This window comes from Crossiella sp. S99.2, assembly GCF_023094165.1.
Classification (GTDB): Bacteria; Actinomycetota; Actinomycetes; order Mycobacteriales; family Pseudonocardiaceae; genus Crossiella.
Genome location: NZ_JALMDK010000003.1, coordinates 873433 through 887391, shown reverse-complemented (window position 1 = coordinate 887391; position 13959 = coordinate 873433). Strand labels below are relative to the sequence as shown.

Sequence of the window (13959 nt, the reverse complement as noted above, 5' to 3'; positions counted from 1 at the left end):
GTGGACCGCAGCCGGGGCCACCCGCTTGGCTCAGCAGGTTCCCGTTGCGAAGTGAGTGAACTTTGGTGAGTGCATCACTTGCGGCCCCGCCGTTACCAGCGGACGGTCCCCGTCGAACGTAGTTGGGGTGGACGTTTCACTGCCACCTGCCCCGCCAGGCGGGGTCTTACGGTCGGCTCCACGTCCGTTCACGCTTCGCGGCGTCAGGTCTCCGGCCACTCCGGTACCTGCCGTGCACGCCACCACGAGGGAGGCGAGGTTACGCGCGGCGTTGACGTCGCGGTCCAGGACCAGGTCGCAGCCGTCGCAGTGGAACACCCGGACCCGCAGCGGCAGTTTGGGTTTCACCGTGCCGCAGGCCGAGCAGGTTTTCGAGGAGGGGAACCAGCGATCGGCGACCCGCAGATCTCCGCCCCGCCAGGTGGTTTTGTAGGTGAGTTGGCGTCGGATCTCGCCGAACCCGGCGTCGGCGATGGCACGGGCCAGGCAGCGGTTGCGCAGCATCCCGGCCACGTTGAGGTCTTCGATCACGACGGTGCCGGTCGCGATGGCCAGGCCGGTGGTGAGTTTGTGCAGCCCGTCCCGGCGCAGATTCACCACCCGACGGTGGATCTTGTTGCGTTCCCGATTGGCTTTCCGCCACCGGTTCGACGGCTTCTGCCCAGTGCGCCGATCTGGTCCGCACCGGCGGGACACCCTGCGGGAGGCACGGCGCAGCGCACATTGTGCCCCGGTGAGGTGTTGTGGGTTCGCGACAAACCCGTCCTGGTCCGACACGCCCGGCACCGGCTCGGACAGGACCGCCAGATGATTGATGCCCAAATCCACGCCGACCACCGCCCTTGGCCTGGTCGGGGCTGGGTCGGTGCGCCGGACCTCGCAGTGGAAGGACACCGACCATCGCCCGGCCTCCAAGCGCACAGTCGCGGACAGGATACGAGCGGTGTCCTGCTCGATCCGGCGACCCAGTTTCCGGGTGGACTCGTGTGTCTTGATCAGCCCCAGCCTCGGCAGGGTCACGTGGTGGCGGTCGGGCTCGACACGGATGGCACCGGTCGCGAACCGGCATGAGGGTGCCGCGTTGCCTTTGCGTTTGCGGTGTGGGCGGCCGACACGTCTGCCCGCTCGGGTGCCGTTCTTCGACGCGGTGTAGTTCGTGAACGCCGCGCTCGCGTTGGCCAGGCCGGTGTTGTAGGCCTCTTTGGAGCACTCTCGCCACCATGGCGCGACCTCACTCTTGACCTGGTTCCATGCCTTGCGCAACGCGGGCAGCGACCACTTGACCCACTCGGTGGCCTGGTCATCAGGGATGCCGTAGGACTGTTCAGCCTTGCGCTGCGCCCAGTTCGCGTTGATCCGCGTGACTGCCCAGTTGTATGCCTTACGCGCCGCCCCGCAATGGCGTGCCAGGTCACGCTGCTGGCGCGGGGTCGGGTCCAGGGCGTACTTGTACGCCTGAACCACGAACCCCGGCCGGGGCTGGAACTTCCTCATGCCGTTGCCGCCACCTCGATGGCTATTTAGCTCCCTGTGCTCCATCACTTACTACCGCATACTCGCCACCGAGCAGTCCGGGGCCCCGTTTCCGCAAGCCGGGCAGTCCGGCCGACGCCGCCGCGGACCGGGCAGCGCCAGGTGCTCCAGCGTGACCAGGTTCAAGGCGTACCGCCGGTTCACCGGCAGCGCGGGCACCCCGGTGAGCAGGCTGAGCGCGGCATGCGCGACGAACTGCCCGGCCAGTCCCGCCGAGACCGCGTTGGCCGCGTGCACCTGCGCGCCGACCGGCAGCGGTGTCCACGGGTGGGTGGCATCGCGGCAGCGGCGGGCGGTCAGGACGCAGTCGTGGCAGGGGCCACCATCCGGTCGGTAGACGCCGAAGCTGACCTGGGGGCCGTGGTAGCCGCCGTGCGTCCAGGCGGTGCCGGTGGCCAGGCAGGCCCGGTTGGCCCAGGAGCGAATCTCGGCCGGTTCGTCCGCGGCCAGCACGAGCACCTCGGCCCGGCCGGCCAGCTCACGCAGGGCGGCCGGGCCGTCGATGCGGGTGCGCTCGCCGGTCACCGTGATGTCGGAGTTGTGCGCCCGCAACCGGGCCAGTGCGACCTCGATCTTGGGGTGGCCGATGTCGGCCTCGGTGTAGAGCGCCTGCCGGTTCAGGTTGGACAACTCCACGAAGTCCGGTTCCACGCAGTGCAGGTGCCCGACCCCGGAGCCGGCCAGGGCCAGCGCCGTCGTGCAGCCCACCCCGCCCAGTCCGATCAGCACCACCCGGGACTGCCGCAACCGCAACTGCGCGTCCCAGGCCGAGAGCCGCGGGGTCAGATCCATCCACCGGAACAACGCCCGCCCCCGCCCGTAACGCTCCCGCTCCCGGGCGGTGAGCCCATTCGGCACCGACTCGTCGGCCTCCTCCAGGTGCCCGGCCTGAGCGAGTTGCCGGATCGCCAGCCGCACATCCGCCGCGGTCCGGTGTGGACACTGCCGCACCACCTCCGCGACCACCTCGTCCATCGTCCGTCCCCCGTCCATGGCCGTCAGCAACGTCCACACCGAACCGTCCGGATCGGGCAGTTCGGCCGCGATCCCGGTCACCGAGCCGCCAATGCGCACCAGGCCGTCGGCGCGGCGGACCGGCCGGTGCTCGCTTTTCACCCGCGGTCGCAGCACGGGTCCCCCTCTCCCGGTCAACCCTGCTCGTCCCAGTCGCAGAAGATCTTCTTGGTGATCCGGCGGATCTCCACCATGGCCGCACACCTCCTCGTGTGATCGAGGCAAGGTTCTCCCGCGGGCGCGGACACCACTCCGGACAAGATCCAGGACAGCCCGGCAAAACACCTGGTCAGGACGGCAAAATTCGATCCAGTTCGGCCAGTTCCGCGGTGAGCAGCTTGGCCTGCGGCCAGCGGATCAGGGCGTAGATCGAGAGCGCCTTGCGCAGGTGCTCCCGGCCCTCCTCCATCTTGTTCAACCGCACCAGGCACCGCCCCAGCCCGGCCCCGGCCTCGGCCAGCACCGAGGGCGCGGCCATCTGCTGACCCAGTTCCAGGGACCGCGAATACAGCGACCGGGCCTCCTCCACCCGGTCCTGGCCCAGCCGGACCGCGCCCAGCCGCCACAGGGTGACCGCGGCGCCCAGGGGGTTGCGCATGTGCCGGTACAGGGCCAGCGCGGAGGTGAGGTCGCGGGCCGCGCCGGCCGGGTCGCCGGTGAGGCTGTGCAGGAAGCCCGTGGAGTTGAGCGCGTTGGCCTGGCCGAGCACATCGCCCAGGGCCCGGGACTGGGCCAGCGAGCGGGCCACGTCCTTGGCCGCTTCGGCCAGGTCGCCGGTGGTGATCCGGACCAGGCAGGAGTGGTTGAGCGCGCTCGCCTCGCCGAGTTCGTCACCCAGGGCCCGGTAGTAGGTGAGGGCTTCGGCGATGTCGAAGCGGGCGCCGGTGTGGTCCCCGGACAGGGCGCGCATCAGCGCGGTGTCCCGCAACGTGTTGGCCTGGCCCAGGATGTTGCCCAGGCGGCGGTAGAAGGTCAGCGCGTCGGCCAGGTTGCCGCCGGCGCAGCAGTTGTCGCCGTCCAGGAAGCGGGTCCAGCCGAGGTCGTTGAGCGCGTGCGCCTGGCCCAGGGTGTCGCCGATGGTGCGGTAGTGCTCGGCGGCCTCGTGCAGGTTGGTGGTGGCCGCGGCCAGGTCGCAGACCAGGTACCGCACCACGCCCAGTTCGTTGAGCGTGCCGGCCTGCCCGGCCCGGTCGTCCAGTTCCCGGTACAGCGCGAGGGCTTCGGTGAGGTGGCCGGTGGCCGCCAGGTTGTCGCCGTCCAGGCGGGCGACGTTGCCGAGGATGCTGAGCGCGTTGGCCTCGCCCCGGCGGTCGCCGGTGCGCCGGGCCACGGCCAGGGCGGTCTGGTTGAGCACCGAGGACTGCTGCCAGTTGCCGCGTCGGCGCAGGTACGGGTGCAGGGCGGTGGCCAGCGCGGTAATCAGGCCGGTGTGTTCCGGTGGCACCGGGGTGAGCACGCAGGCGGCCAGATTGCACCGTTCACTGTCCAGCCAGGACAACGCGTTGGCGCCGGTGATGGTGGGGCTGTGCGCGGGTGGCCGCGCGGGTGCGGCGGCCTCGGTGACCGGGGCGGCGACCAGGATCTGCGCGCTGGCGGCGATGGTGGTGTGCAGGTAGTAGCTCAGCAGGCGGCCCAGGGCTTCCCGCCGCTGTTGCCGCCGGTCCGGTGGGGAGAGCATCCGGGCGTACTCCTGCAAGAGGTCGTGCAGGCCGTAGCGGCCGGGCGCGGTCTCGGTGAGCAGGTGGTCGTCGTAGAGGTCTTCCAGGCCCTGACCGGCGGTGGCCAGGTCGGTCCCGGTCAGCGCGGCCGCGCCGTAGGCGTCGATCTCGGTGCCCGGGTGCTCGCCGAGTTGCTGGAACAGGCGTTGCTGGTCCGCGGACAGGCCCTGGTAGGACAGCTCGAAGGCGGCGGTGATGCACAGCTTCTCCGCGCGGATCTCGCTGAGCCGGTTTTGCTTGCAGGCCAGCAGGTCCACCAGGTGCCGCACGGTCCAGCGCGGGTGGTGCCGCAGCCGCCCGGCGGCCAGCCGGATGGCCAGTGGCAGGAAATCGCAGCGCGCCACCAGATCGGCCACCTCCCCGGCGGCCGCGCGATGTTGCTCACCGGCCAGGGTGAGGAACAGTTCGGCGGCGTCGGCTGGGGGCATCTTGGCCAGTTCCAGTGAGCGCAGGTGTTCCAGCGCGCCCAGCCGGCGACGGCTGGTGATCAGCACGAAGCAGCCGGGGCTGTCCGGCAGCAGTGGGCGGACCTGGTCGTGTCCGGCGGCGTCGTCGAGCAACAGCAGCAGCCGTTTGCCGCGGGCCCGGCGTCGCCACAACGCGGCGCGGGCCTGGCAGGAGGACGGGATGCCGCGGGCCGGGACGCCGATGGCCGCCAGCAGGTCGATCAGCGCGTCGGCCGGGTCCACCGGGCGCTGGCCGAGGGTGAAAGCGTTGAGCCGCAAGAAGAACTGGCCGTCCGGGAAGCGGGCGGCGAGCTGGTGCGCGGCGTGTACGGCCAGGGTGGTCTTGCCGACGCCGGGCATGCCGTCCACGGCGAGGATCCCGGTGCCGCCCGCGCTCTCGGCCGCCCGCAGCACCGCCTGGGTCAGCTCGCGCAGTTCGCCGGTGCGGCCGGTGAAGCTGAGCACATCCGGTGGCAGCGCGGCCACCACTGCGGCGGATTCGGCGAAGGACTCCGGTGGCGCGGGCACCGGTTCGGCGGTCGCGGGCGGGTTGGCCAGCAGGTGCCGGGCCAGCGCGCGCACCCCGGGACCGGGTTCGGCGGCGCAGGCCGCGCGCATCCGCTGGGTGGCGAAGTCCAGGAACTCGCGGATCGCGGTGTGCCGCCCGCACCAGGCCAGCGCGCGCAACCCGATCATGATCAGCTCGTCGGTGGGCGTGCACTCGTTGAGCAGCCGGGTGACATTGCTGGCCACGGTGGGGAAATCCCCGGCGTGCAACTGCTCGGCGAGCAGTTCGGTGTGCATCCGCAGCCGTTCCTGGGCGAGCATGAACCGCTGCCCCTCCACCCAGGTCCCGGTGACCGGGCTGAGCGGTTCGCCACGCCAGAGGCCAAGTGCGGCCTGGTACTCGGCAATCGCTTTCTCGTGCTCGCCATGACCGGCGGCGGTTCTGGCCTGCCGGGCGTGCGCGGCCGAGCGGTGGTGATCGACCAGCAGCGGGTCGAGGTCGAGCCGGTAGGCCCGCGCCCGGTCGGTGTGCGCGGAGCCGACACCCCTGGTGCGCAACCAGTTCTTGTCCCCGCCCGCGGTCTGGATCGCGGTGCGCACCCGCTCCACGTACTTGCCCAGACTCGCCGCGGCACTCGGCGGCGGCCCGGCAGGCCAGATGTGCTCGGCCAGGGTGTGCGCGTTCACCCACTCGCCGGGGCAGAGCGCGAGCGCGGCGAGCACCCCGCGTTCGGCCATCCGTTCCAGCCGAACCTGGCCGTCTGGCCCGTGGATACCGATCTCCCCCAGGATCCGGATCTCCAACCCGCGTTCCCTCCCTGGACCGCCGATGAAGGGGCGAGTCTGGCACGGGCCGCATGATCGATACTAGCGGTGTGCGGGGTTGTGCTGGGGATTGTCCGCGCAGGTCAACGGATGCACTGAGGGAAGGCTGTCCTCAGTGGACGGGTCGACCGATCGATGTATCCGGTTTCAGCGCGGTACTGACCGCGGGTCACACCTTGGGATCGCGGTAGCCGATGACCGAGCCGTTCTCGCCAACCTCGGTCACCTCCTGGGTGACTTCCAGCCCGGCGCCCGGCGGCAGTCCCTCCGCACCGACGATTTCGCCGCCCTGGACCCGGGTGGCGCGCTGGCCGATCCGGACCTGGCTTGGTTGCCCGGACTCAGTCGCGCCGGCCGCCCGCCACCACTCCAGTCCGGCCCACAACAGGACCAGCACGCTCACCCCGACGATGATCGTCCAGCCGGGACTGCTGGTGGCGATGTTGATGCCCGCGCTGACCGCGGCGGCGATCACGATGGAGAGCGCGGCGGCCGGTCCGCGGCCGAGCCGGACACGTCGACGCCGCACTGGACCTCCCTCTGCCGGGCGAAAGCCGTGCTCAACCCTACGCCAGCGCGACCCGCACCGTGTTGGCCGTTCTCGCACGGTGTGTTGGCCGTTGTGGACGCCGAGTTGGCCCAACTGGTACGCCGAGTTGGCTGAAGTGGGCGTACCAGTTGGCCCAAGTCGTACCAGTTCGGCCAAGACTGGGTACGACAACGGCCAACACGCCGGTGGGTTCAGCGTTGGCGGGCGCCCAGGACCCGGCGTTCGGCGGGGGTGAACGGGGGGTCCGGTAGCACCGGGCCGCCGCTGTCACCGCCGCGCACGGCTTGCCAGAGCACCCGGGGGCTGCGCATCCGGCTGGGTGGGGCGGTGAGGGCGAAGATGTCGGCCCTGATGTCGGTGACCAGCCGGCTGCGGCCGCTGCTGGCCGAGATCCAGTCGCCGAGCTTGTCGAAAACCCCGTCGAACATGCCAGGAGCCGGGCCGTTGGTGCCGGGGTAGCGGGCGTCCTGGCCGGTGGCCATGTCCCAGGCGTTCGCCGCCGCCTTGGCCACAACGCGTTGCAGGGACAGGGTTCCCGGCCTGCGCCGCCGCTCGAACTCGGTGCGCAGGGCCAGCGCGGACAGCGCGGCGGCGGACATCCCGTGCCCGTACACCGGGTTGAAGGTGGCGTAGGCGTCCCCGAGTGCGACAAAACCGTGCGGGCACGGGCGAAGTCGCTCGAAGTGCCTGCGGCGGTTGGCATCGGCGCGGAATCCGAAGGGCGTGCCGATCGGGGTGGCCGCCTCGATCAACTCGGCCAGCACCGGGTGCGGCAGCAGCGCGGCGAAGGCGCGGAAACCCTCGGCGTCCGTGCCCGGCCTGCTGCCCGGCCCGCCGGAGAGCGTGATCATCCACAGCCCGTCCTCGATCGGCAGCAGCGTCCCGTTGCGCCGCACCCCCGGTTCCCGCCGCGGACTCGATTGCAGGGTGACCGCCGGGAAATCCGGACCAGCGTCCTCCGGCGCCCGGAACACCCCGGTGGCATAGAAGATCCCCGGGTCCACAATGGACTCACGCACCGGCGGGAAACCCAGCTCGGTCAGCCAGCGCGGCGCCCGGGAACGCCGGCCGGTGGCATCCACCACCAGCTCCGCGGCCAGCAGGCCCGACCCGGTGCGCACCCCGGTGACCCCGGCCAGACTCCCTTGCAGCCCAACGACTTCGGTCCGCCCCAGCACGGTCACGTTGGGCAGCTCGCGCAACCGCCCGCGCAGCGTGGACTCCAGCAGTTCCCGGCTGCACCCGAGGATGAACTGCCGCCCGGCATAGCGCGGGAACCAGCCCCGCGAGGCCAGTCCGAGATACCGCCCCGGCAGGTTGATGTGCTGCGCCCCGGCCGCGGCCAGCTCCGCCAGCACCCCGGGCGCCAGCGCCTCCATTGCCCTGGCCCCACCGGAAACCAGCGCGTGCGTGTGCCTGGCCTGTGGCGCCCCCCGGCGCGGCACCGGCTCCCCGGCGAACCCGTCCTGCTCGACTACGGTGACTGCCTCGGCGTGCGGTGCGAGGGCGAACGCGGCCAGCATCCCACCCATCCCGCCGCCGAGAATCGCGGCGTGCTGCAGCACGACTGTCCTCCCCAGGGCTGTGTGCTCGGCGCCCTCCAGGAAACTCGTGCCCGCCACAGCTGGCGATCGGCTGTTCGGGGAGACTGCCCGAAACTGCCTGTGCTAGCCGGAAAAGTTCGGGAAAACCGCAGAACATCGGCCAGTACAGGTAAATCCGGACCGGAAGTATTGCGTTGTCGTCCTGCCTTGCTTGACCTGCCGCCCCCGCCACCGTGCCGCCGCGAGCGCCACAGCACTGGCGGACAACAAGATCGGCTACCAGTCCCGCGCCGCGTGCCGCCGCAACCGCACGATCCCGGCGATCAGCAGCGCCAGGGTGAGGCTGGCGCCGAGCACGATCAGCACGGCGCCGCCGCCGATCGACCAGCGCCGGGCCGTGGAGCCGGTGACCGTGACCAGTTCGCCCTCGCCGTCCAGCCTGGCCGGCTCGCGCGGCCCGCGCAGGTAGTCCTCCGGCGTGAGCAAGGTGTTGTCCCGCCGGAACTCCTCCAACTCGCCGCCGTAGTCCTGCCCGGTGCGGTCGAAGACCCGGGCCGGGCCGCCGGGCGCGCGGGCCACGTGCAGCGCGAGCACCTCGATCGCACCGTCCGCGCGCCGGATCAGCAGGTGGCGCTGGAAGACCTCGGTGCGGCCGGACTCCCGCATCGCGGCACTGGCCGCCTCACTGGGGGCGCAACCGACGCCGTCCTGGCACCGGCGGTGGGCGAACAGGGTGTTCTGCAGTTGCTGCGGGGAGAAGTGGGCGGCGAAGTTGGCCATCCGGTCCTCGGGCGTGCGGCTGTGCTCCCGGTACCTGGCCAGTGGATCATCGCGGACCTCGGCCGCCCGCACGTACTCCACGAGCAGGTTCGGCACCGGCCCTGGCGGCGGCTCCGGCGGGCCGCAGGCCCCCAGCGCCAGCAGCGCCCCCAGCAGTGCCCACCGAGCACGCATGACGAGCAGCCCCTCACCTGGTCGACGAATCGCCCCGAAGGTAGCCAGGTGAGGGGCCGCCCGGTCACCCTTGGCAGTTTGCGGTCACCGGTTCAACCGGGTTTGCGGGCCACGGCCAGGACGCAGTCCAGGAGATCCAGTTCGCGCCGGATCTGGTCCTGGTCCTGCCACCAGTCCGGCTTGCTCGCCCGGCCCGGGTCACCCCAGTGCCGGAACCAGCCCTCCCAGGTGTGCTCGCGGATCGACCGCACACCGACCTCGTCGAATCCGATCCCGGTCAGCTGCTCGGAGTAGGCGGCGCGGTCGTGCCAGTTCTCGTCCGGGATGCTGAACCGGTAGAGGCTGAACCGCGGCGAGCGGAACACATCCCGCGGGGTGTCGCCGTGCAGCGGCAGGGTGTCAATGGTGCCGAGCAGGCCGCCGGGCCGGAGCACCCGGTATGCCTCGGCGAAGAACGCGCTGCGCGGGTGGAAGTGGAAGGCCGCGTCCAGCGAGACCACCCGGTCGAAGCTGTTGTCCGGGAACGGCAACGTGGTCGCGCTGCCCAGGCGGAAGGCGAGCCGGTCGGTCAGCCCGGCCCGCTCGGCGCGTTCCCTGGCGGCCAGCACGTGCCGCGGGGTGACGTCCAGGCCGGTGACCGAGCGCGCCTTGTCGGTGCCCAGCCACAGGAAGTCCTGCTCGCCGTAGCCACAGCCGACATCGAGCACGTCCTGCTCCGGCCCCAGGGCCACCGCGTCGCCGAGACAGGTGGCCAGCGCCGCGCCCGCCTCGTCCAGGGTGCTGTCGGGGTACTGCCAATAGCCGATGTTGACATACCGGGTTTGCTGACCGGCGAAGTCGCTTTCCGGATCGCTGAACTCGTAGAACCGCCGTACTCGGGCAGCGGGGTCCCGAGTGGTGATGGCGCGGAGGATTTTGCCGAACGTACGGATGTCTCGCAGCATGCAGGCGGGCTCCCTGGGCGCGGAACTCGATCGGTCTGCCGCCGCGAACCGGGCATACACGACGACCTAGCGACCGTATCGCCGTGTATGTCCGGATTCTTCTAGTGTCGTATTGTCGCCAGTCAGGCGGGCAGGGCCGCTTCCAGGCCGTTGAGCACCGCATTGCAGTCCCGGCGCAGGGTTTCCGCGTCCTCGGCGGTCACGAAGAACACGCCAAGCCAGTTGCGAGATCCCCCGGACGGGTCATAAACCGGAACTGGATCGCCCTCGGGCATCTCGAACGCCTTCACCTGATCGGCCGTGGTGCCGGGGGAGAGCAGCGTGTTCCAGTCCACCCCCGAGGGGTTCCAGGGCGGGGTGGTGGCCCACGGGGCGCCCTGCGCGTCGGTGGGGATCACGGCCAGCGAGGCGGCGGCCCGCTTGCCCTCGATCATCATCGCCTCGGGGTAGTCCACCGGCTCGCCGAGCAGCTCGCGCACCAGCATGGCGATCGGATCGAAACCGAAGACCTCCTCGATCTGCTTGGTCACCATCAGCCCGGCGAAGCGGGCGCCGGTCTCGATCACCGCGCCGAAGCCGTCCGGGCCGAGCTTGATCTCGGTGTGCGTGCCGCAGGTCGAAAGCCCCAGCGCGTCCACCGCGCGGCGGGAGATGTCCTCCAGGTGCCGCTGCACCGGCTCGGGCAGCGTGCTCGGCATGGTGCTGGCGACCTCGGTGAACGGCGGGATCGCGGGCAGCTTCCCGGTGATGCACAACGGGTGGTAGACGCCGTTGGCCACGATGCCCTCGACGCTGACGTAGTCGCCGTAACCGGGTTCGGTGTACCAGCCCTCGGTCGAACCGGCCAGGATCTCCTCGACCAGCAGATCCCGGTCGGTGTCCGGCGCGTACAGCTCGTTCATGCCCACCTGATGCCCCAGCTCCAGGGCCTCGGCTACCTGCCGCCACGCGGGGGCCACGTCCTCGGCGGTGTGCAGCACCAGCTGAGCCACCGATCCGGCGCCCCAGGCCGGCTTGAGCAGCAGCGGCGGGGTCAGCTCGGTCATCGCCGCGGCCAGGTCGGCCTCGGAGTCCACCCGGCGGAACCGGGGGATCGGCACGCCCGCGCGCTCCCAGGTCTCGCGCATCAACCGCTTGTCCCGCGCGGTGATCAGGCCAGGACCGCCACCAGGCAGACCCAGCCGCTCGGCGACCTTGGCCACCAGCAGCACCGCGAACTCCGAGATCGACAGCACCGCGTCCGCACCCAGCGCCCTGGCGTGCTCGACCACCAGGTCCACCAGGGCCTCGCCGCGGGCCTCGGTGTCCAGCTCGGTGACGCTGGTGCAGGCGGGCCGCCACTCGGACTCACCGGCCTCCGGCAACGGCGTCAGCGCGAGCACGTGCAGCTCGCCCTCGCCCGCGATCCGCGGGAAGACGTGCTCCAGCGGCGCGCCGCCCTTGACGTAGAGGTAGAGGATCTTCTTGCTCATCGGGTGCGTCCTTCGCTCACGGCCTCCGGCGCGCGGCGGCGGTTCGCCCGGCGGAGGAATACGGCCAGCACGGTCATCAGCACGACGGTGCCGATGGCCAGGTGCAGGAGGAACAGGTTCAGCGCCCCGGCGGAGAGGTAGGCGCCCAGGGCGAGCACGACCAGCGAGCACACCAGTCTGTCCACAATGGACTCGACGGAGAGCACGGTGGCCCGGCGGGAGGGATCGGTGATCGCGTCGTTGACCAGCTGCCGCTGGATCGGGTAGGCCACCCCGGAGACCAGGGAGAACACGCACATCAGCGCGATGGTCGCGGCCAGCCCGGCCGGTACCAGCAGTGCGAGCAGCAGGGCGAGCACGGTGGTCAGCACGAAGATCGCCCTGGTGTCGCTGAGCCAGCGCCGCACCAGCGCCGAACGCGCCGCCCCGGCCACCTCGAAGAGCGCGTTGGCGGCCAGCACCGAGCCGAAGGCGGCCACCGGGAGGTCCTTGGCGGCCAGGATCGGCTGGAACAGGTTGGTCTGCAACACCCGGACCAGGGTGAACACCGCCACGCCCTGCACGATCAACAGCATCAGCAGCTTCGAGCGGGTGACCAGGCGGACCGCGCCGGTCAGCGCCTGGGCCAGCGGCTCCCGCTCGGCCTTGTCCGGCTGCCGCTGACCACCGGGCAGCGCGGGCAGGCGGGCGGCCAGCAGCACCGCGACGGCCGCGCCGGCGGCGGTGAGCAGATAGGGCAGCGGGGTGTGCCACTGCATGAGGAACCCGGCCAGCGGCAGACAGGCGACCCGCCCGATCAGACTGGCCGCCCGCGCGTTGCCCTCGGCTTTGCGATAACGCTCCGGTACGCCCGAACGGACGAGGTATTCGTACAGATAGGCGCTGCCCGCACCGGAGACCAGCGAGTTCGCCAGCGCCACCAGCAGGAAGTGCACCAGGAATCCCCAGAACACCGGCCAGAACACCGGCAACAGGTTCGCGACCAGCAGCGTGCCCGCCCCGGCGAGCAGGAACCGGCGATAGTCGAACCGGTCCGCGAGCGCGCCGGTGGGAATCTCCAGCAGGCAGAAGAACACGTAGTAGATGCTCTGGATGGTGAAGATCTGCTCGTCGGTCAGACCGGCGTTGCGCTGGTAGAGGTAGAAGACGGGCAGCCACCAGAGCAGTCCGGAGAACAGTTGGTAGCCGTTGTACAGTCGGGTCACATTCGCTCAACTCGGTTATTCGCGGAATCGAGTTCATCGCAAATGGCGGGGATGAACAACGGAGAAACAGAATGTTATCATCCGGTACCCTCATTGGCCAATCCGGCCGATGTGACTCTGCTCGCAACATTGAAGGATTTGATTCATGCGGGTCCTTTTCCTGGGAAGTCCCGGAGCCGGCCACCTGTTGCCGATGATTCCGCTGGCCACGGCATTCCGTGACCGCGGCCACGCCATCGCCTTCGCCACCCTGGACGGCGGCGAGGCGATCACCACACTCGACGTCCCGCACCTGCCCATCCAGCCCGGCCTGGACTGGCGGCACGAACTCCGCCGTCGGGGCGCCGAGGTGCACCCCGACCTGCTGGCCCGCACCGTGGCCACCAACTCCGCCGACCGGGCCGCCTTCGTCCCACTGGCCGCCCAGGTCAACCTGGCCGCCCTGCCCGCCACCATCAGCACGGTCCGCGCCTGGCGCCCCGACCTGGTGATCTACGAGTACCTCTACCCGGCCGCCCTGGTCGCCGCCGCCGAACTCGGCATCCCCGCCATCCAGCACGAACTCGGCTTCACCCGCACCGCCGGCCTGCGCGAGCTGATGCTCACCGAACTCGGCCACCCCGGCCTGACCCCCACCGGCACCCTGGAGATCGCCCCACGCGGCATGATCCCCGGCCCGGCCTATGGCAATCCGGTGCGCCCCATCCCCCTGGACACCCCCGGCGACCTCCCCGAGCCCACCGGCCGCCCCCGCATCGCGGTAACCCTCGGCACCGTGCCGCCCAAGGTCGACGGCCTCACCCGCCTGGACCGAGTGGTCACCGCCGCCGCGGCGATCGACGCCGACTTCACCCTGGTCATGGGCCGGATGGACATCAGCGAACTGGGTTCCCTGCCAGCCAACGTCCAACCGACCGGTTGGGTGCCGTGGCACCGGCTGCTGGAGACCTGCGCGGCCGCGGTGCACCACGGCGGCTCGGGCACCGCACTGGCCGCGCTGGCGGCCGGGGTGCCGCAGCTGGTGCTGCCGGACGGCTCCGACCGGTTCATCACGGCGGACGCGGTGCACGCGCGCGGGGCCGGGGTGAAAGCGGTTGCCGAGGAGGTGACGCCGGAGCTGTTGCGGCGGCTGCTGGCGGATCCCGGCTGGCGCACGGCGGCCCGCGAGGTCAGCGCGGAGATCGCCGCCATGCCTACCCCGGGTGAGGTGATCGACACGCTGGTGGTCTAATTCCTGCCGGGGGTGG

At 71.0% G+C, this 13959-nt stretch carries 10 protein-coding genes; 1 reads left to right on the top strand and 9 read right to left on the bottom strand.

Going from position 1 to position 13959, the window contains the following annotated elements; genetic code table 11:
- Positions 1-30: 30 nt before the first annotated feature.
- The 9 genes from tnpB to MZC64_RS15285 all read right to left on the bottom strand — a co-directional run bounded on the left by tnpB (position 31) and on the right by MZC64_RS15285 (position 12712).
- Complete coding sequence (gene tnpB / locus MZC64_RS15325; protein WP_247797704.1) at positions 31-1494, bottom strand: IS607 family element RNA-guided endonuclease TnpB; 1464 nt, start codon at positions 1492-1494, stop codon at positions 31-33.
- A gap of 51 nt (positions 1495-1545) precedes the next feature.
- Positions 1546-2664: a ThiF family adenylyltransferase gene (locus MZC64_RS15320; RefSeq protein WP_247756449.1), complete on the bottom strand. Its 1119-nt coding sequence runs from the start codon at positions 2662-2664 to the stop codon at positions 1546-1548.
- 172 nt (positions 2665-2836) lie between these two features.
- A complete protein-coding gene (locus tag MZC64_RS15315) occupies positions 2837-6022 on the bottom strand; it encodes a tetratricopeptide repeat protein (RefSeq protein ID WP_247756450.1) in 3186 nt (1061 codons plus the stop codon).
- A 190-nt stretch (positions 6023-6212) separates the two neighbouring features.
- Positions 6213-6572: a hypothetical protein gene (locus MZC64_RS15310; protein ID WP_247756452.1), complete on the bottom strand. Its 360-nt coding sequence runs from the start codon at positions 6570-6572 to the stop codon at positions 6213-6215.
- 212 nt (positions 6573-6784) lie between these two features.
- The gene (locus tag MZC64_RS15305; RefSeq protein ID WP_247756454.1) at positions 6785-8158 is read right to left on the bottom strand and encodes an NAD(P)/FAD-dependent oxidoreductase; all 1374 of its coding nucleotides are present in this window, start codon (positions 8156-8158) and stop codon (positions 6785-6787) included.
- Between the two features lie 255 nt (positions 8159-8413).
- Positions 8414-9091: a hypothetical protein gene (locus MZC64_RS15300; RefSeq protein ID WP_247756456.1), complete on the bottom strand. Its 678-nt coding sequence runs from the start codon at positions 9089-9091 to the stop codon at positions 8414-8416.
- A gap of 92 nt (positions 9092-9183) precedes the next feature.
- Positions 9184-10035 carry a cyclopropane-fatty-acyl-phospholipid synthase family protein gene (locus MZC64_RS15295; RefSeq protein WP_247756458.1) on the bottom strand — a complete coding sequence of 284 codons (852 nt, stop codon included), beginning with the start codon at positions 10033-10035 and terminating at the stop codon, positions 9184-9186.
- Positions 10036-10157: 122 nt separating this feature from the next.
- Positions 10158-11507, bottom strand: a complete 1350-nt coding sequence (locus MZC64_RS15290; protein ID WP_247756460.1) for an acetyl-CoA carboxylase biotin carboxylase subunit family protein — start codon at positions 11505-11507, stop codon at positions 10158-10160.
- The gene (locus MZC64_RS15285; RefSeq protein WP_247756462.1) at positions 11504-12712 is read right to left on the bottom strand and encodes an MFS transporter; all 1209 of its coding nucleotides are present in this window, start codon (positions 12710-12712) and stop codon (positions 11504-11506) included. Before MZC64_RS15285 ends, MZC64_RS15290 begins: the two co-directional genes overlap by 4 nt.
- 145 nt (positions 12713-12857) lie before the next feature.
- On the opposite strand from MZC64_RS15285, the gene MZC64_RS15280 reads away from it, so the two are divergent.
- The gene (locus MZC64_RS15280; protein WP_247756463.1) at positions 12858-13943 is read left to right on the top strand and encodes a glycosyltransferase; all 1086 of its coding nucleotides are present in this window, start codon (positions 12858-12860) and stop codon (positions 13941-13943) included.
- Positions 13944-13959: the final 16 nt, after the last annotated feature.

Coding starts and splice junctions, on each gene's coding strand:
- MZC64_RS15280 (WP_247756463.1), top strand. CDS start 12,858: ATGCGGGTCCTTTTCCTGGGAAGTCCCGGAGCCGGCCACCTGTTGCCG.
- tnpB (WP_247797704.1), bottom strand. CDS start 1,494: ATGAGGAAGTTCCAGCCCCGGCCGGGGTTCGTGGTTCAGGCGTACAAG.
- MZC64_RS15295 (WP_247756458.1), bottom strand. CDS start 10,035: ATGCTGCGAGACATCCGTACGTTCGGCAAAATCCTCCGCGCCATCACC.
- MZC64_RS15290 (WP_247756460.1), bottom strand. CDS start 11,507: ATGAGCAAGAAGATCCTCTACCTCTACGTCAAGGGCGGCGCGCCGCTG.
- MZC64_RS15300 (WP_247756456.1), bottom strand. CDS start 9,091: ATGCGTGCTCGGTGGGCACTGCTGGGGGCGCTGCTGGCGCTGGGGGCC.